The sequence below is a fragment of the Segnochrobactrum spirostomi genome (genome assembly GCF_009600605.1).
Classification (GTDB): Bacteria; Pseudomonadota; Alphaproteobacteria; order Rhizobiales; family Segnochrobactraceae; genus Segnochrobactrum; species Segnochrobactrum spirostomi.
In genome coordinates this window covers 1,734,894-1,751,899 of record NZ_VWNA01000001.1, presented here as the reverse complement: position 1 = coordinate 1,751,899, position 17,006 = coordinate 1,734,894, and the positions used below count along the sequence as shown (strand labels likewise).

Genomic DNA, 17,006 nt, shown 5'->3' with positions numbered 1-17,006 from the left:
TGCGTTGTGCTTGACACGGACGCGCCGGGCGGAAAAACCGGAGGCCGCGCCGGCGCCCGCGTCTGGCAGAAGGATCCGCCCGCATGAACGAGATCGGCCTGTCGAAAGTCTCTTCGCGGACGACCGTGCAGGATGGGGTCTACGAGCAGCTTCGTCAGGCTCTGATGTGGGGACGCTTCGAGCCGGGCCAGGTCATCACCATTCCCGCCCTCTCGACGGAGTTCGGCACCAGCCACATGCCGGTCCGCGAGGCGCTGCGCCGGCTCGCCGCCGAGAACGGGCTCGAGATCGGCCGCGGGGGCTCCGCCAGGGTGCCCGTCGTCTCCCTCGCCCGGCTCGACGATCTCTGCGCCGTGCGCAAGGCGCTCGAAGGGCTCGCCACCGAGACCGCGGCGACGCGTTTGACCACGGCCGAGATCGATGCGTGCGAACGCCTCGCCCGCGAGCATGAAGCCCTCGGTCACGCCGGCGAGGTCTACACGATGCTGCGCAAGAACCAGGATTTTCACTTCGCGATCTACGAGCGGGCGGGGTCCGAGGTGTTGCCGCAACTGATCGAGACGCTGTGGCTGCGCTTCGGCCCCTATATGCGGATGCTGTCCGATATCGTGGCGCGCCATCTCGGCGACGGCGTGGTGCGCCCCTATGCGACCTTCCATTACCAGATCGTGGAAGCCTTCCGCGCCCGCGACGGCAGGGCCGCCGGCGCGCTGATGGTCCAGGACATCGAGGCGACCCAGGCGCTCCTTGCCGAGATGTGCCCGGACTGAACCGTTCGCCGAGCCCATCGTGCCGTGTCACGTGCCGCCGCGCCGCCAGTCCTCGAAGCGGGCGTGGGCGAGCGCCGCCGCGGTGACGACCGGCGTCAGGGCGTGCAACGGCAGCGGCCGGAGCGGCCGGACCGGGATCGGCTGGGCCTCGGCCGGCGCGCCGAGCGCGAGCCGCGCGAGCACGGCACCGAGTTGCGCCGTCATCGCGATGCCGCGTCCGTTGCAGCCGATGCCGCCGAAGAAGCCGTCCCCCAAGACATGCAGCCGGGGCAGGAAATCCGGCGTCATGATCGCGGTGCCGCTCCAGGCGATCTCGATGCCGGGATGGCGGGGCAATCCCAGTTCGTGCACGAGACGGTCGGCGACAGCGCGCCCGACGCGCTCCAACGCGCCGAAGGGAACGATCGCCATGCCGCCGCTGACGAGGCGGTTGTCGCGGTCGAGCCGGTAGGTGAAGAGATTGGACCGGGTATCGCCGACCGGGCGGCGGTCGGGGGCGATGCGGGTGACGGTTTCCGCGTCGATCGGGCGCGTCGCCACTTGGATCACCCGCAGAGGCACGCCGGTGCGTCCCATCCTGCTCGCGGCGCCGGTGGTGAACGCATTGGTGGCGAGGATCACGCTGTCCGCCTCGACCGCGAAGGTCGGTCCTTCCACCCGCCAGCCGTGCCCCGTCTTTTCGATGCGGCTGACGCTGGCCCCCTCGCGCACCGTTCCGCCGCGGCGGGCGACGGCGGTGGCGAGGCCGAGCAGATAGTTCAGCGGATGAATCGTGCCACCCGATCGGTCGATGAGGCCGCCCGCGTAGATGGTCATGCCGGTCTGCCGGGCGATCTCCGCCGCGTCGAGGAAATCGACCGGATGGCCGAGCGCCCGCCAGTCCGCCGCGCGCCGCTTGAGGGTCTCGGCCATGTCCGCACCGTAGGCCGGTTGCAGCCAGCCGGTCGGCGCCGCGTCGCAGCCGATGGCCTCTTCGGCGATGGTGGCGAACACGGCGTCCGCGCCGCCTGCGACGAGGCGGAGCAGAGCATCGGCCCGCGCGGACGGGAGCTTGGCCCGCACCGTGGCGGGATCGGCCTTGGCGAAGTTCGGCACGACGAAGCCGGCATTGCGGCCGCTCGCCCCTTCGCCGAGGGTGTCCGCCTCGAGCACGACGACGGATCGGCCGGCTTTGACCAGATGAAGGGCCGCCGTGAGCCCGGTGAAACCACCGCCGACGATCACCGTATCGCAGCGCGCCGGGAGGCTGGAATTGCCGAAGGTCGGCCGCGGGCCGGACGTCAGGGTCCAAAGCGTCTGCATGAATGGGGTGCCAGTCGGGACGAGGGGGCGCGGGACGGAGCGTGGGCCGCCACGCGCGATTTCACTACATGATCGTTTGATCAAAGTGAATCCGAAGCGGAGACGGGTCTTATCCCCCGTCAGGCTCCGAGGGCCGTCCGCACGGCCGCGAGCGCGTGGAGTTCGGTCGTATCGAACACCGGCACGGGGCTGTCCTGCTGGGAGATCAGCAGCATGATCTCCGTGCAGCCGAGAATGATCCCCTCCGCCCCGCGGTCGACCAAGCGGGCGATGACCTCACGATAGCGTCTGCGCGAGATGTCGCTGACGATGCCCGCGACGAGCTCCTCGTAGATGATCCCGTGGACGATCGCCCGGTCCTGGGCGTCCGGCACGAGCACCTCGATCCCGAAGCGCTCGGCGAGACGGCCCGTGTAGAAATCCTGCTCCATCGTGAAGGCCGTCCCGAGGAGACCGATCTTCGACAAACCCGCGGCTTCGATCGCGGCCGCGGTCGGGTCCACGATATGGAGGAGGGGGAGCGAGACCGCCGCTTCGATGTCGCCCGCCATGCGGTGCATCGTGTTGGTGCAGAGCACGACGAAGTCGGCGCCGCCGCGTTCTAGGCGCTGAGCGGCGTCGATCATCAGCCCGGTCAGAGACCTCCAATCGCCCTCATGCTGAAGCCGCTCGATCTCGCCGAAGTCCACCGACCACATCAAGGTCTTCGCCGAATGGACGCCGCCGAGCCGCGTCCGCATCGCGGTGTTGATGAGCCGATAATATTGCGCCGAGCTCTCCCAGCTCATGCCCCCGATCAATCCGATGATTTTCATGTCGCACCGCAAGAGGCTCGGCCGTGTGTGGACCCGCATGGGCGGATCGGTGCCGAGGATAGTGCGGCGCAGGCCGCTGTCCCACAAGGGCGGCCCCCGCTGGCCGGTGGCATGAGCGTTCGCCTTGCAAAACGCCGTGAGGCGGCGGAGAGAGGGGCGAGGATCGTCCGGAGGCCGCCATGCCCGTCACCTTGTCCCATCTGCGCGCCGTCGAGGCGCTGGCGCGCACCGGGCAATTTTCGCGCGCGGCGCAGCTCCTCGGGCTGTCGCAGCCGACCATCTCGACCCAGGTCCAGGCCTTCGAGGCGATGAGCGCGGTCCGCGTCTTCATCCGCGACGGTCACAGCGTGCGGATCGCGCCCGGCGCCGAGGCCCTCATCGGCAAGATCCGCATCGCGCTGCGCGCCGTCGAGGAGATCGAGCGCGACATCTCCGATACGCAGCAGGCCGGCGGCGGACGCATTTCGATCGGCTTCTCGGCCCACCGTCTCATCATGCCGGTGCTCTCCGCGTTCGTCGGGCGCTTCCCCCACATGCAGGTGGTGACGCGCGGCGGGCCCTCGATGGAACTCGCCGACGCCGTCCACAAGGGCGAGCTCGACGTCGCCGCGATCTCCCAGGTCGGCGACGATCCGCGCTTCGCCAATCACCTGCTGCGGCGCTGCCGCGTCATCATCTACGGCCAGAAGGGCCATCCCCTGCTCGCCAAGGGATCGCTCTCGATCGGCGATCTCGACAACCAGAACATGATCCTGTGGAACCGCGCCTCGGGCACGCGCACGGTGGTCGAGCGGCTGAGCCACCAGGCGGGCATCACGCTGCGTGCGGTGCTCGAGGTTGCGACGCTCGACGTCGCCTATGCCGCCGCGGCGTCCGGCCTCGGCCTCGCCGTCGCCATTCAGGGCGAAGTGCTTCCCGACGACGACATCGACATCGCCGTCGTCGAGGACGACGGGGCCGAGATCGGCCATTATCTCGTAGCCCAGCCCGAGACCGTCCATTATGCGGCGATCGCCGCCTTCCTCGACATCGCCAAGAGCCTGACGGGCGAGAGCGCCGGCCGCGTGCCTCGCTGAGCGGCCGCCCGAGCGCGCTCTATTGGCGCCGGCGGCTGGAGTATAGAGAATATCTATAATATTCCGATATTCATCAAACCATCATATAAGCTGCTTACAACCGGCCGCGGAGACAGGGACGTGGCGGCCCGGCGGAGCCGGCCGCCGCCGCCCCAAGCAAGCAGCAGAACATGGCTAGACATTATGACCTCGCGGTTGTCGGCGCGGGGATCGTGGGACTCGGCGTTGCGCTCGCGGCGGCCCGGTCCGGACGGCGCGTTGTCGTCGTCGATCGGTCGCCGAAGGCTGTCGGCGCGTCGGTGCGGAATTTCGGCTTCGTCACGGTGACCGGCCAGAAGGCCGGAGACCATTGGGCGCGCGCCCGGCGCAGCCGCGACATCTGGGCGGAGATCGCGCCGGAGGCCGGCATTCCGGTGCTCCACGCGGGCCTGGTGCTGCCGGCCTACCGGCCGGAGGCGGCCGCGGTGATCGAGGCGTTCCTGGCGACCGAGATGGGCGCCGAATGCCGGGCGATCACGAAGGCGGAAGCGCTGGCGCTGGTGCCGTGCCTGCGCACCGCGGGGCTCTCGGCGGTGCTCGAAAGCCCGCACGAATTGCGGGTCGAATCCCGCGAGGCGCTGCCCAAGCTCGCGGCGTATCTCGCGGAAAGGCACGGGGTCGACTTCGCCTGGAACACGGCGGCGACCGGCCTCGCGGAAGACGGGATCGAGACCGCGGCGGGCCGGATCTTCGCCGAGGCGGTCGCGGTCTGCCCGGGCGACGATTTCACGACGCTCCTGCCGGAGCGCATCGCCGGCCACGGACTGCGCGTCTGCACCCTCCAGATGTTGCGGGTGCAGCCGGCGGCGCCGGTCCGGCTCGCGGCGGCTGTTATGTCGGATCATTCGCTCGCCCGCTACGAGGGCTTCGCCCATCTGGCGCCGGCGGCGGCGCTCGCGGCGCGGCTCGACGCGGAGGCGGGCGACATGCGGGAGGCGGGCGTGCATCTGATCGCCGTGCAATCGGCCGACGGTTCCCTCGTCGTCGGCGACAGCCATGTCTACGGCGCCGCGGCCGAGCCGTTCGCCGAGGCGCGGATCGACGATCTGATCCTCGGCGCGCTCGACGACGTGCTCGATCTTCCGGGGCGGTGCGTCATCGAACGCTGGACCGGGTCCTACGCCGCCTCGTCCGAGCGCACCGTGCTCGTCGAGCGGCCGGCGGACCATGTGCGTCTCGTCATGGTGACCGGCGGCACCGGCGCCTCCACCGCCTTCGCGCTGGGCGAACAGGTGGTCGAGGATCTCTTCGGCAGCGGGCAACAGCGGGTGTTCCAATGAGCCGTCTCAAGGCCGTCGTGTTCGATTGGGCGGGCACCGTCGTCGATTTCGGCTCGCGGGCGCCGATGGGCGTGTTCGTCGAGGCCTTCGCGCGGTTCGGCATCGAGGTCACCATCGCCGAGGCGCGCGGCCCGATGGGACGCCCTAAGTGGGATCATATCCGCGCGATGTTCGACCTGCCGCGGATCGCCGCGGCGTGGGCGGCGCGCCACGGCTCCGCGCCCACGGACGCCGACGTCGATCGGCTCTACGAGGTCTTCGTGCCGCTCAACGAGGCGGTCGTCACCGATTATGCCGACCTCGTCCCGGGCGCGGCGGAGACGGTGGCGCGGCTCAGGGCGCGGGGTCTCAAGATCGGCTCCACGACGGGCTACACCCGCTCGATCATGGACCGGCTCCGGCCGATCGCCGCCGCCCAGGGCTTCGCGCCGGACAATCTCGTCTGCGCCGGCGACCTCGCCGAGGGCCGCCCGACCCCGATGAACCTCTACCGTACCTTCCTCGATCTCGGCGTCTGGCCCGCCCACAGCGTGGTCAAGGTGGACGATACCGGCGTCGGGATCGACGAGGGCATCCACGCCGGCTGCTGGACGGTCGGCGTGCTCCTCAGCGGCAACGCCGCCGGGCTTGCCCCGGAGGAACTCGCCGCCTTGACCCCCGCCGAGGTCGACGCGGTCCGTGCGGCGGCACGCGCCACCCTCGCCCCCCACGGCCCCCATTATGTTGTCGATACGGTCGCCGACCTCCTCCCCGTCATCGACGCCATCGAGGCGCGGCTCGCCCGCGGCGAGCGGCCCTGATTTCGAGTGCCTTCGCGTTCGAGACCCCCCGGCGCGCCGCCCCGGCCCGCCACATCTTGCGGAGACGGACCCATGCGTGACTTCCGAAATGCCCTTCCGATGAGCCGCCGCACCCTGCTGACGGCGAGCGCCGGCCTCGCCGGCGCCGCCGCGCTCGGCTGGCCGCGCCGCGGTTTCGCCGCCGCCGCGCCCGACATGGCCGATTGGTCGAAGCCGGTCGACATCGCCGCGGCGAAGATCGAGGCGGCGAACTTCACCTCCTACGGCATGCCGGACAGCTGGGCGAACTACGGCGAAGTTCTCCAGAAGATGGCCGCGAAGTACGACTTCAAGCTCTCCCACGTCGACACCGACATGAGCTCCCTCGAGGAGATCACCAAGTTCGACGCCGAGAAGAACAACCCGGTCGCCATCTCGGCCGATATCGGCATCCTGTTCGGCCGCGTCGCCGAAGCCCGCGGCGTGGTGCCGGACTACATGCCGCCGAACGCCGAGAAGCTTCCCGTCGGCCTCAAGGGCGCCAAGGGCGGCTGGGTCGCGACCTTCACCGGCGTGCCGGCCTTCGTCGTCAACACCGACGTCGTGAAGACCGTGCCGAAGACCTGGCAGGACCTGCTCGACCCGCAATACAAGGGCAAGATCAACGCGATCGACGCCGGCGGCTCGTCGGGCACCGACATCTCGGTGTTCATCGCCTGGGCCTATGCCAACGGCGGCAGCGAGACCGATCTGAAGCCGGGCGCGGAATTCGCCCGCAAGATGCTCGGCCAGTTCTCGAGCGCGGCGTCCAACGCCCAGACGCTGGAGCGCGGCGAAGTGCCGATCCAGATCAAATACGACTTCAACTGCATCGCCGCCGCCGACCAGGTTCGCGCCAAGGGCGTCAAGGCGGAGGTGGTGATCCCGAAGGACTCGATCTATGCGCCGTCCGCGCTGATGATCAACCGCTTCAACCTGCCGAAGATGAACGCGGCGAAGCTGCTCCTCGACTTCGTCCTCACCGACGAGGCGCAGACCGCCTTCGCCAAGTTCGGCGCCCGCCCGATCCGCTGGGTGCTCGGCGATCTGAAGCTGCCGGAAGAGGCCCGCAAGGGCTGGCTGCCGGATGCCGATTATGCCGGCGTCCACATCGTCAAGAACTGGGCCGAGCTCGACGTCGCGGCGATCGCGAGCGTCTGGCAGGACATGGTCCAGGGGGCTGACGCGATGGGCGCCAGCCGATCCTCCGGCGCGCCCGCAGCGGCCGCGCGCACCCTTCCCGGTGCGCGCCTCGCCGCGATCGCGGCCGATTGGTCGCTGGCGCTCCCGCTCATCCTGGTCGCCGGCACGCTCCTCGTCGCGCCCTGCCTCGCGATGGTTCGCGCGAGCTTCGCCGACGGCAGCGGCGCAGGCTTCACGCTGCACAATTGGGTTCAGGTCGTCACCTCGAAGGGCGCGCAGCGGGCGATCGGCAACAGCCTCGTCCTCGGCGCCACGGTGGCGACGATCGCGCTCTTCATCGGCGCGCCGCTCGCCTGGATCATCTCCCGCCTGCCGCCGGTGAAGCGCGCGCTCCACCTCGGCCTCCTCAACGTCGCCACCAACTTTTCCGGCATCGGCATCGGCTTCGCCTACATCGCGCTGCTCGGCAGCTACGGCATGGTGACCCTCGCGGTGCAGGGCACCGGCCTGCCGTTCGTGCCGCCGGCGCCGAATTCCTTCTGGGGCCTCGTGCTCGCCTACGAATACGGCAACGTGCCGATGTTCGTGCTGTTCTCGCTGCCGGCGATGGGCCTGCTGCGCGACGAATGGTGGGAGGCGGCGCGCACCTGCGCGTCGAACCGCCTGCAATTCTGGCGGCATGTCGGCTGGCCGGTGCTGAGCCCGTTTTTGCTCGCCGCCTGGCTCCTCATCTTCACCTGGTCGGTCGGCATGTACGGCGTGCCCGTCGCCCTGGTCGGCGGCAACCCGAACACCTTTCCGCTCATCACCGTCGACATGAGCCGCACCCTGCTCGGCTCGCTGTTCGGCAGCCAGCGCATGCCGGTGATGGCGGTGATCCTGATGATCGTCGCGCTGGCGAGCCTCGTCCTCTACCGTCTCGTCGTCCGGAGGGCCACGAAATGGCTGTCATGACCGATGCCGTGTCGCTTCCCGCCGCGGCCGCCCGCGCGCGCCGCCTGCCGTTCGCGCGTTGGAGCGGCGTCGCGCTGCTGTGGCTTGCCGCGGGCTACGTGCTTCTGCCGATGTTCGCGGTGTTCCTCTACAGCGTCGCGACGCGCTGGACCTCCAACGTCCTGCCCGACGGCTACACCCTCGATCATTGGCTCGCCGCCTTCGCCGACGCGCGCTTTACGACCGTGCTCGCCCGTTCCATCGGCCTCGCGGTGGCGGTGGCGGTCGCCGACGTTCTGCTCGTCGCTCCCGCCGTCTATTGGCAGCGGGTGCGCAACAAGGCGATCCGCCCGGTCATCGAGACCCTTGCCGCGATCCCGTTCGCGATGCCGCTCGTCGTCATCGCCTTCGGCCTCCTCAACGTCACCGGCACCTTTGCTCCGGCGCTCCAGGGCACCGTGGCGATCGTCTTCGCCGCCCATGTCGCGGTCGCCTTCTCGTTCGTCTATTGGGCGATCGACGGAGCGATGGCGGCGGCCCGCGTCGAGGCCTTGAGCGAGGCGGCGCGCACCTGCGGCGCCGGGCCGATCGCGGCGCTTCTACGCGTCGTGCTGCCGAACATCGCGCCCGGCATCGCCTCCGGCGCGATCCTCGCCTTCGGCGTCTCCTTCAACGAGATCGCGCTGGTGCAGGTGCTGGTCGGCAGCCGCTTCGAGACGGTGCAGCTCTATCTGCTCAACATGCTGAAGAGCACCGATGCCGACTTCAACATTCTCGCGGTGATGACGGCGATCAACTTCGCCGTCACGCTCATCCTCTCGGTGGCGGTGGTCTATTTCAACCGCGGCGGGGCGACGAGCGGCGCGATCGGTGGACCGAGGGCCAAATCATGACGAGCTCGATCACCATCTCCGGCCTCACCAAGCTCTACAACGGCAAGCGGGCGCTCGACGGCATCGACCTCGAGATCGCCGGCGGCGAACTGATCGCCCTGCTCGGCTCGTCCGGCTGCGGCAAGACCACGCTGTTGCGCTGCATCGCCGGGCTGACCGAACCCGAGGAGGGCCGCATCTTCTTCGGCCCCGACGACCTCACGCGCGTGCCGACCCAGAGCCGGCCGATCGGCATGGTGTTCCAGTCCTACGCGCTGTTTCCCAACATGAGCGTGCGCCAGAACATCGGCTTTCCGCTCAAGATCCGCGGCCTGCCCAAGGCGGCGATCGACCGGCGGGTGGACGAACTCATCGCCCTCGTCGGCCTCGCCGAGCGGGCCGATCACCATCCGAACGCGCTTTCCGGCGGCCAGCAGCAGCGCACCGCGCTCGCCCGGGCCCTCGCCCCGGATCCCCAGGTGCTGCTGCTCGACGAACCCTTGTCCGCGCTCGACGCCGTCGTCCGCGATCACCTGCGCGACGAAATCCGCCGCATCCAGCAGGAGATCCGCACGACCGCGATCCTCGTCACGCACGACCAGTCCGAGGCGCTCGCCGTCGCCGATCGCGTCGTCGTCATGCGGGCTGGGCGCATCGAGCAGATCGCGACGCCGGACGCGCTCTACGAGCGGCCGGCGACAGAGTTCGTGGCGTCCTTCATCGGCAGCCGCAATCAGTTCGATCTGCCGGTCGCCGACGGGCGCATCCGCATCGGCGGCATGCTCGACATGGCGGTCGATACCCATCTCGGCCGCGCCACGCTGTTCGTGCGTGCCGAGGACGTCCACCGGGTCGATCCCGGCGAGGGGGCGGCGGCGCGGGTGGACGAGCGGCTGTTCCAGGGCCAGACGACGCGCTTCTATCTCGCCGTCGAGGGGCCCGAGGGTCCGCTGCGGCTCAGGGTCGATTGGCCGAGCCGCGCGACCGCCGCGCTGAAGACTGGCGACACCGTCCACGTCACGGTGCCGCCCGAGCGCGCGCACGTCTTCTGCTGAGGCCGTCTGTCCCCCGCGGAGGACCGCCCCCCGGCTTGATCGGGACGGCCGCTCGTCGCCGGCGCGTCAGAGCGCCGGGTGCAGCACCGCGTCGGCGACGGTGATCTTCTTCGGCAGCAGGCCGAGGCCGAAGAACGTGTCGGCGACGCTCTGCTGATCCGCGATCACCTTGTCCGTCAGCGGCGCGACGCCGAAGCTCTGGCGGGCGAGGGCGATGGTGAGGATCGGCGCCGGAATGCCGGTCGTCGGGGCGAGCTGTGCGGCCGCCGCCGCGGTGTCTTTCTGGATCCAGTCGTCGGTCTCGCGGATCGCCGAGAGCAGCGTCGCGATGACCTTCGGGTTCGCCTCGGCGAAGCCGCGCGCGCCGAGATAGAACTGGTAGTTCGGCACGATGCCTTCGGCGGTCGTCAGCGCGCGGGCCTTCAGCGTATATTCGGCGGCGGCCTGGAACGGGTCCCAGATCGCCCAGGCGTCGATCGAGCCGCGCTCGAAGGCGGCGCGGGCGTCGGCCGGCGGCAGGAACGCCGTCTTGATGTCGGTGTAGGCGAGGCCGTACTTCTCCAGCGCCTTGACGAGCAGGAAGTGGACGTTGGAGCCCTTGTTGAGGCCGACCGTCTTGCCCTTCAGATCCTTGACCGATTGCAGCGGGCTGTCGTGCGGCACCAGGATCGCCTCGCCCTTCGGCGCCGGCGGCTCGTTGGCGATGTAGACGAGGTTGGGGTTCGCCGCCTGGGCGAAGATCGGCGGCGCCTCGCCGGCCTGGCCGATGTCGATCGCCCCCGCGTTCAGCGCTTCCAGCATCTGCGGCCCGGCGGCAAACTCCGCCCACGAGACGGTGACGCCGAGCGGCTCGAGCTGCTTCTCCAGGATGCCGCGGCCCTTCAGAAGAACGAGGGTGCCGTATTTCTGGTAGCCGATGCGGACCTGACCGCCGGCGGCGAAGGCCGGGCGGATGGCGAACGCGGCGGCGAGGCCGGCTGCGAGACCGGCGGTGCCGGCGAGCGCCGTGCGGCGGGTGATACGGGTCATGCGGGGCCCTTTCGAAGACGATATGGCGTGAGGAGGAGAACGCGAACGCAGCGCGCCGTCGGCGCGGAAACTTGGCGGCTCAGGCGGCGAACAGACGGTCGAGGATGCGGCCTTCGAGCGCCGCGAGTTCGGCCGACCCGCGCGGCCGCGGCCGGGGCAGCGGCACGTCGAGGTCGAGCGCGATGCGTCCGCCGTCGATCAGGATCACCCGGTCGGCGAGCGCCAGCGCCTCGGACACGTCGTGGGTGACGAGGATCGCGGTGAAGTGCTGCTCCCGCCAGATGCGCTCGACGAGGCCCTGCATCTCGATGCGCGTGAGAGCGTCGAGGGCGCCGAGCGGCTCGTCGAGGGCGAGGAGGCGCGGGCCGCTCGCGAGCGCCCGGGCGAGGGCGACGCGCTGCTTCTGACCGCCGGAGAGAACCGCCGGCCATTCGCCGGCCCGCTCCGACAGCCCGACCGCTTCGAGCATCGCTCGGGCACGGGCCTGACGCGCCTCGCCCTTCAAGGCGGGCGGCAGGCCGACCTCCACGTTCGACAGCACCCGCTCCCACGGCAGCAGGCGCGGTTCCTGGAACATGATGCGCGTCACCGCCCCCTCGGCGGCGCCGTCGTGGACGATGCGCCCGCCGGTCGGCTCGTCGAGCCCCGCGAGGAGGCGCAACAGCGTGCTCTTGCCGCAGCCGCTCTTGCCGACGATGGCGACGAACTGCCCGGCCGGAATGTGCAGATCGATGCTGTCGAGCACGCGCTTGTCACCGAAGCGGCGCGACAGGCGCTGGAGGGTGATCGCGAGGCCGGCGCGGGGCGCGGCGTGGTCCTGGGCCGGTGTCTGCGGAACCGAGGCGGACGGCGCGAACGGAGACGCGGCGAGGGGGAGGGCGGCGCTCATTGGACCGGCCCTCAATCGCGCGCCGGCTGGAAGGCCGGGTGCCATTGCAGGCAGAGCCGCTCCAGGCCGAGGGTGAGAACGTCGGCGAGCTTGCCGAGCAGGGCATAGATCAGGATCGCCAGCACCACGACGTCCACCATCATGAACTCGCGGGCCTGCATCGCCATGTGGCCCAAGCCGGATTCGGCGGCGATGGTCTCCGCCACGATGAGCGTCAGCCACATGATGCCGAGGGCGAAGCGCAGGCCGACGAAGATCGAGGGCAGCGCGCCCGGCAGGATGACACGGCGAAACAGCGTGCCGCGCGACATGCCGTAAACCCGGCCCATCTCGATGAGCTGCGGATCGACCGTGCGCACGCCGTGCAGGGTGTTGATGTAGATCGGGAAGAAGACGCCGAGCGCGACCAGGAAGAGCTTCGCCTCCTCGCCGATGCCGAACCACAGGATGACGAGCGGGATCAGCGCCAGGTGCGGGATGTTGCGGATCATCTGCAGCGTGGTGTCGCTGTAGCGCCGGGAAATCTCGGAGAGGCCGTTGGCGATGCCGAAGGCGAGGCCGATGACGCCGCCGACGACGAGGCCGGCGAGGGCGCGCGCGGTGCTCACCGCCATGTTCTGAACGAGCTCGCCGCTCTGCAGCGACTGCCATCCGGCGGCCGCGACGGCCGACGGGGCGGGCAGCACGTTCGAGGCGATCAGCCCGGCGCGGGCGAGCAGCTCCCACGCCGCGATCAGGAGGACCGGCAGGACCCAGCCGGCGATCCGGCGTTCCAGCCCGGCGATCCGGAAGCGGCGCCGTGCGGGACGGGCCTCGGACGCCTCGGCATGGGCGACATGGGCATCGGTCTCGGCCATCGACATGCGGCTCATGGCTCCGCGGATTTCGTGGGTTCGGCCGGCCCCGTGGGTCATCGGTGGCGCGACGACCTCATCGTTGGCATGCCAACTCCATAATGTCTATCAAAAAAATATATTATGCTCTTGCGGCCCCTCGTCCAGCCCCGATTTTTGCAAAGCACGGTCCAAAGTGCCCCGCTTTTGGAATGCCATGGCGCTCGGCGGTGCGTGAACCCATATGAGCGCCAACGCATTGAACCGAAGCCTCTCCGCTCCGGGGATCTGCCCTTTCACGCTCCCCTTCCGCCCCCCGAGGACCGACCATGCCGAGCAAGGATGCCCTCAATTGGATGCTCGCCGACGCGTTCGAGACGCTCGCGCGCGCCGAGCGGATGCGCGGTGAATTCTTCCGGCTGAAAGTATCGCGCGGGCCGCAGGCGCCCTGTTGGGAGCCACCCGTCGACGTGCTCGAGACGGAGCGCGAGGTGCTCGTCTTCGTCGCGCTGCCCGGGGTCGATCCGGCCCAGGTCGACGCGCGCATCGAGGACGGGGCGCTCGTCGTCAGCGGACGCCGCGTGCTTCCGCCGGAATTGCAGCGCGCCGCGATCCACCGCCTTGAACTGCCCCAAGGCCGCTTCGAGCGGCACATCCCCATTCCCCCGGGCCGCTATGCGGTCCGCAGCGCCGCGGCGAACGGCTGCCTCGTCTTCAGCCTCGCCAAGACGCTCTGAGGAGGTTTCGATGGCTCAGAACGATCAAGACCAGACCGCCGTCCGGACCGATGCCGTGCCGATCCCGAGCGATGCGCTCATCATCGTGCCGGTTCGCAACATCGTGCTGTTTCCCGGGCTCGTGACGCCGATCGCGATCGGCCGCGCGAAGTCGATCGCCGCCGCCCAGCAGGCGGTGCGCGAGGAGCGCCAGATCGGCATCGTGATGCAGCGCGACCCGGAGGTCGCCGATCCCGGCCCCGACGATCTGCACCGCATCGGCACGCTCGCCAACATCGTGCGCTACGTGACGGCGCCGGACGGCTCGCATCACCTCGTCTGCCAGGGCGTACAGCGCATCCGCGTGCAGGATTACCTGCCCGGGACGCCGTTCCTCGCCGCCCGCGTGCTGCACATTCCGGAGCCCGCGACGCGCTCGGCCGAGGTCGAGGCGCGCGCGCTGCACTTGCGCACCCTTGCCGAGGAGGCAATCGGCTTGCTGCCGCAGGCGCCGCCGGAACTGCTCGCCGCCATCCAGTCGGCGCCGTCGCCGGCCGCGCTGACCGATCTCGCCGCCGCCTATCTCGATCTGAAGCCCGAGGAGCGCCAGGAGATCCTGGAGACGATCGATCTCGCCGCGCGCATGGACCGCGTCTCGCGCCGCCTGGCCGAGCGCATCGAGGTCCTGCGCCTGACCAACGAGATCGGCCGCCAGACCAAGGCCGCCTTCGACGAGCGCCAGCGCGAGGCCGTGCTGCGCGAGCAGATGGCCGCGATCCAGCGTCAGCTCGGCGAAGGCGAGGAGGGCAAGTCCCAGGAGGTCGCCGAGCTCGCCGCGGCCATCGCCAAGGCGGGCATGCCGCCGGAGGTCGAGACCCAGGCCCGCAAGGAGCTGCGCCGCTACGAGCGCACGCCGGAGGCCGCCGCCGAATCCGGCATGATCCGCACCTATCTCGACTGGCTGGTCGAGCTGCCCTGGGCGCTGCCCGAGGCGAAGCCGATCGACATCGCCGCGGCACGCCGCGTCCTCGACGCGGACCATTACGGCCTGGAGAAGATCAAGACCCGCATCATCGAATATCTCGCGGTGCGCAAGCTCGCCCCCCAGGGCAAGGCGCCGATCCTCTGCTTCGTCGGCCCGCCGGGCGTCGGCAAGACCTCGCTCGGCCAGTCGATCGCCCGCGCGATGGGCCGTCCGTTCGTGCGCGTCAGCCTCGGCGGCGTCCATGACGAGGCCGAGATCCGAGGCCACCGGCGCACCTATATCGGTGCGCTGCCGGGCAACATCATCCAGGGCATCAAGAAGGCCGGGTCGCGCGATTGCGTGATGATGCTCGACGAGATCGACAAGATGGGCCGCGGCATCCAGGGCGACCCGTCGGCGGCGATGCTCGAGGTGCTCGATCCGGAGCAGAACGGGACCTTCCGCGACAACTATCTCGGCGTGCCGTTCGATCTCTCCCGCGTCGTCTTCATCGCGACCGCGAACATGCTCGACACAATCCCGGGGCCGTTGCGCGACCGCATGGAGATCATCAGCCTCGCCGGCTACACGGAGAACGAGAAGCTCGAGATCGCCCGGCGTTATCTCGTCGCCCGGCAGCTCGCCGCGAACGGGCTCACCCCCGAGCAGGCGGCGATCGACGACGAGGCGCTGCGCGCCATCATCCGCGGCTATACGCGGGAGGCCGGCGTGCGCAATCTGGAACGCGAGATCGGCCAGGTGTTCCGCCACGCCGCGGTCGAGGTCGCCGAGGGCACCAAGGCGCATGTCGCGGTCGGCCTCGCCGAGCTCGCCGCCAATCTCGGAGGACCACGCTTCGAGAACGAGGTGGCGATGCGCACCGCCGTGGCGGGGGTGGCGACCGGGCTCGCCTGGACGCCGGTCGGCGGCGACATCCTCTTCATCGAGGCGACGCGCGCGCCCGGTCGCGGCGCGCTGATCCTCACCGGCCAACTCGGCGAGGTGATGCGCGAGAGCGCTCAGGCGGCGACCACCTTGGTGAAGAGCCGGGCGGTTTCGCTCGGCATCGATCCGGCGCTGTTCGAGAAGAACGACATCCACATCCACGTGCCGGCGGGAGCGACCCCGAAGGACGGGCCGAGCGCGGGTGTCGCGATCTTCACGGCGCTCGTCTCGCTGATGACCGACCGCACCGTGCGCAGCGACACCGCGATGACCGGGGAGATCTCGCTGCGCGGGCTCGTGCTGCCGGTCGGCGGCATCAAGGAGAAGGTGGTCGCGGCGGCGGCTGCCGGCGTCACCCGCGTCATGCTGCCGGCGCGCAACAAGCGGGATTATGACGAGATCCCGCAGGATGCGCGCGACCGGCTCGAGTTCATCTGGCTCGAGACCGTCGATCAGGCGATCGCCGCGGCCCTGGCAGACAAACCCGCGGTGCCCGCCGCCGCGGCGTGATCGGATCGGTGCTGGTGGGCGGGCCTCCAAGCCCGCCCATCTTTATAAGAGATGCCTCAGGACGCGGCGGCGAGCTTGTCCTGGGTCTTGGTGTCGAAGTCGCTCGCGTCGTGGCGCTCGTGGAGCTGTTCGGCCGGATCGCCGAAGGCGCGGTTGACGATGCGGCCGCGCTTCACCGCGGGACGGGCGAAGATGGCATCCGCCCAGCGCAGCACGTTCTTGTACTCGGAGACCGAGAGGAACTCGCCGGCACCGTAAAGCCAGCCCTTCACGAGGCCGCCATACCAGGGGAACACCGCGATGTCGGCGATCGAGTATTCGTCGCCGGCGAGATATTCGGCCTCGGCGAGCCGGCGGTCGAGCACGTCGAGCTGGCGCTTGGTCTCCATCGCGAAGCGGTTGATCGCATATTCGATCTTCACCGGCGCATAGGCATAGAAGTGGCCGAGCCCGCCGCCGAGATAGGGCGCGCTGCCCATCTGCCAGAACAGCCAGTTGAGCGCCTCGGTGCGCGCTGGGATCGCCTTCGGCAGGAAGGCGCCGAACTTGTCGGCGAGATAGAGCAGGATCGCGCCGGATTCGAACACGCGGATCGGCTCGGGGCCGGAGCGGTCTAGAAGCGCCGGGATCTTGGAGTTCGGATTGACCTCGACGAAGCCCGAGCCGAACTGGTCACCGTCGCCGATCTTGATGAGCCAGGCGTCGTATTCGGCGCCGGTATGGCCGGCCGCCAGCAGTTCCTCGAGCAGGATCGTCACCTTCTGCCCGTTCGGCGTCGCCAGCGAATAGAGCTGGAGCGGGTGGCGCCCGACGGGAAGGACCTTGTCGTGGGTGGGGCCGGCGATCGGCCGGTTGATGTTCGCGAACTGGCCCCCGTTCGCCTTGTCCCAGGTCCAGACTTTCGGCGGCGTGTACTCGGCGGAATCCGTCATGGTCGCTCCTCGATGTCGGCACGCGGCGGCGCGGCCGCGTGGCGTCTCTATATAGGATCGCGGCCGCACCCGTGAGGCGGTCCGC

General features: G+C 69.8%; 15 protein-coding genes. 9 read left to right on the top strand and 6 right to left on the bottom strand.

All coding sequences use genetic code 11. From position 1 onward, the window contains the following. Nucleotides 1-83: 83 nt before the first annotated feature. A complete protein-coding gene (locus F0357_RS07825) occupies nt 84-770 on the top strand; it encodes a GntR family transcriptional regulator (protein ID WP_153479821.1) in 687 nt (228 codons plus the stop codon). 27 nt (nt 771-797) lie between these two features. Here F0357_RS07825 and F0357_RS07820 read toward each other — a convergent pair whose 3' ends face one another. Next, the gene (locus F0357_RS07820) at nt 798-2,072 is read right to left on the bottom strand and encodes an NAD(P)/FAD-dependent oxidoreductase (RefSeq protein WP_153479820.1); all 1,275 of its coding nucleotides are present in this window, start codon (nt 2,070-2,072) and stop codon (nt 798-800) included. A 119-nt stretch (nt 2,073-2,191) separates the two neighbouring features. Then, the gene (locus tag F0357_RS07815; protein WP_153479819.1) at nt 2,192-2,887 is read right to left on the bottom strand and encodes an aspartate/glutamate racemase family protein; all 696 of its coding nucleotides are present in this window, start codon (nt 2,885-2,887) and stop codon (nt 2,192-2,194) included. A gap of 179 nt (nt 2,888-3,066) precedes the next feature. On the opposite strand from F0357_RS07815, the gene F0357_RS07810 reads away from it, so the two are divergent. From F0357_RS07810 to F0357_RS07785, 6 genes are all read left to right on the top strand, one after another. Continuing rightward, nucleotides 3,067-3,963: a LysR family transcriptional regulator gene (locus F0357_RS07810; RefSeq protein ID WP_153479818.1), complete on the top strand. Its 897-nt coding sequence runs from the start codon at nt 3,067-3,069 to the stop codon at nt 3,961-3,963. Nucleotides 3,964-4,133: 170 nt separating this feature from the next. Beyond that, a complete protein-coding gene (locus tag F0357_RS07805) occupies nt 4,134-5,282 on the top strand; it encodes a TIGR03364 family FAD-dependent oxidoreductase (protein WP_153479817.1) in 1,149 nt (382 codons plus the stop codon). Beyond that, nucleotides 5,279-6,082, top strand: coding sequence for a phosphonoacetaldehyde hydrolase (gene phnX / locus F0357_RS07800; RefSeq protein WP_153479816.1), 804 nt, complete (start codon nt 5,279-5,281; stop codon nt 6,080-6,082). Before F0357_RS07805 ends, phnX begins: the two co-directional genes overlap by 4 nt. 72 nt (nt 6,083-6,154) lie before the next feature. Further along, nucleotides 6,155-8,197 (top strand): ABC transporter substrate-binding protein, encoded by a 2,043-nt coding sequence (locus F0357_RS07795; RefSeq protein WP_153479815.1) that lies wholly within the window; start codon nt 6,155-6,157, stop codon nt 8,195-8,197. After that, nucleotides 8,185-9,069, top strand: coding sequence for an ABC transporter permease (locus tag F0357_RS07790; RefSeq protein ID WP_208948258.1), 885 nt, complete (start codon nt 8,185-8,187; stop codon nt 9,067-9,069). The genes F0357_RS07795 and F0357_RS07790 overlap by 13 nt, the downstream gene beginning before the upstream one ends. Beyond that, complete coding sequence (locus tag F0357_RS07785; protein ID WP_153479813.1) at nt 9,066-10,103, top strand: ABC transporter ATP-binding protein; 1,038 nt, start codon at nt 9,066-9,068, stop codon at nt 10,101-10,103. Before F0357_RS07790 ends, F0357_RS07785 begins: the two co-directional genes overlap by 4 nt. A gap of 66 nt (nt 10,104-10,169) precedes the next feature. On the opposite strand, the gene F0357_RS07780 is transcribed toward F0357_RS07785, so the two are convergent. The 3 genes from F0357_RS07780 to F0357_RS07770 form a co-directional block, all read right to left on the bottom strand. Beyond that, nucleotides 10,170-11,132, bottom strand: a complete 963-nt coding sequence (locus F0357_RS07780; protein ID WP_153479812.1) for a sulfonate ABC transporter substrate-binding protein — start codon at nt 11,130-11,132, stop codon at nt 10,170-10,172. Between the two features lie 79 nt (nt 11,133-11,211). Further along, nucleotides 11,212-12,021, bottom strand: a complete 810-nt coding sequence (locus F0357_RS07775; RefSeq protein WP_153479811.1) for an ATP-binding cassette domain-containing protein — start codon at nt 12,019-12,021, stop codon at nt 11,212-11,214. An 11-nt stretch (nt 12,022-12,032) separates the two neighbouring features. After that, nucleotides 12,033-12,878, bottom strand: a complete 846-nt coding sequence (locus F0357_RS07770; protein ID WP_376767827.1) for an ABC transporter permease subunit — start codon at nt 12,876-12,878, stop codon at nt 12,033-12,035. 305 nt (nt 12,879-13,183) lie between these two features. Between F0357_RS07770 and F0357_RS07765 the strand changes: the two genes are divergently transcribed. Both F0357_RS07765 and lon read left to right on the top strand, forming a co-directional pair. Then, on the top strand, nt 13,184-13,591 hold the full coding sequence (locus tag F0357_RS07765; RefSeq protein ID WP_153479810.1) for an Hsp20/alpha crystallin family protein: 408 nt from the start codon (nt 13,184-13,186) through the stop codon (nt 13,589-13,591). Between the two features lie 10 nt (nt 13,592-13,601). Then, complete coding sequence (lon, locus tag F0357_RS07760) at nt 13,602-15,989, top strand: endopeptidase La (protein WP_153479809.1); 2,388 nt, start codon at nt 13,602-13,604, stop codon at nt 15,987-15,989. Between the two features lie 56 nt (nt 15,990-16,045). Here lon and yghU read toward each other — a convergent pair whose 3' ends face one another. Further along, nucleotides 16,046-16,921, bottom strand: a complete 876-nt coding sequence (gene yghU / locus F0357_RS07755) for a glutathione-dependent disulfide-bond oxidoreductase (protein ID WP_153479808.1) — start codon at nt 16,919-16,921, stop codon at nt 16,046-16,048. Nucleotides 16,922-17,006 lie beyond the last annotated feature (85 nt).

What these genes read in the sequence shown, in the direction of transcription:
- F0357_RS07815 (WP_153479819.1), bottom strand. Translation starts at nt 2,887, where the DNA reads ATGAAAATCATCGGATTGATCGGGGGCATGAGCTGGGAGAGCTCGGCG.
- lon (WP_153479809.1), top strand. Translation starts at nt 13,602, where the DNA reads ATGGCTCAGAACGATCAAGACCAGACCGCCGTCCGGACCGATGCCGTG.
- F0357_RS07765 (WP_153479810.1), top strand. Translation starts at nt 13,184, where the DNA reads ATGCCGAGCAAGGATGCCCTCAATTGGATGCTCGCCGACGCGTTCGAG.
- F0357_RS07770 (WP_376767827.1), bottom strand. Translation starts at nt 12,878, where the DNA reads ATGGCCGAGACCGATGCCCATGTCGCCCATGCCGAGGCGTCCGAGGCC.
- F0357_RS07780 (WP_153479812.1), bottom strand. Translation starts at nt 11,132, where the DNA reads ATGACCCGTATCACCCGCCGCACGGCGCTCGCCGGCACCGCCGGTCTC.
- F0357_RS07795 (WP_153479815.1), top strand. Translation starts at nt 6,155, where the DNA reads ATGCGTGACTTCCGAAATGCCCTTCCGATGAGCCGCCGCACCCTGCTG.
- phnX (WP_153479816.1), top strand. Translation starts at nt 5,279, where the DNA reads ATGAGCCGTCTCAAGGCCGTCGTGTTCGATTGGGCGGGCACCGTCGTC.
- yghU (WP_153479808.1), bottom strand. Translation starts at nt 16,921, where the DNA reads ATGACGGATTCCGCCGAGTACACGCCGCCGAAAGTCTGGACCTGGGAC.
- F0357_RS07810 (WP_153479818.1), top strand. Translation starts at nt 3,067, where the DNA reads ATGCCCGTCACCTTGTCCCATCTGCGCGCCGTCGAGGCGCTGGCGCGC.
- F0357_RS07785 (WP_153479813.1), top strand. Translation starts at nt 9,066, where the DNA reads ATGACGAGCTCGATCACCATCTCCGGCCTCACCAAGCTCTACAACGGC.
- F0357_RS07790 (WP_208948258.1), top strand. Translation starts at nt 8,185, where the DNA reads ATGGCTGTCATGACCGATGCCGTGTCGCTTCCCGCCGCGGCCGCCCGC.
- F0357_RS07820 (WP_153479820.1), bottom strand. Translation starts at nt 2,072, where the DNA reads ATGCAGACGCTTTGGACCCTGACGTCCGGCCCGCGGCCGACCTTCGGC.
- F0357_RS07825 (WP_153479821.1), top strand. Translation starts at nt 84, where the DNA reads ATGAACGAGATCGGCCTGTCGAAAGTCTCTTCGCGGACGACCGTGCAG.
- F0357_RS07775 (WP_153479811.1), bottom strand. Translation starts at nt 12,021, where the DNA reads ATGAGCGCCGCCCTCCCCCTCGCCGCGTCTCCGTTCGCGCCGTCCGCC.
- F0357_RS07805 (WP_153479817.1), top strand. Translation starts at nt 4,134, where the DNA reads ATGGCTAGACATTATGACCTCGCGGTTGTCGGCGCGGGGATCGTGGGA.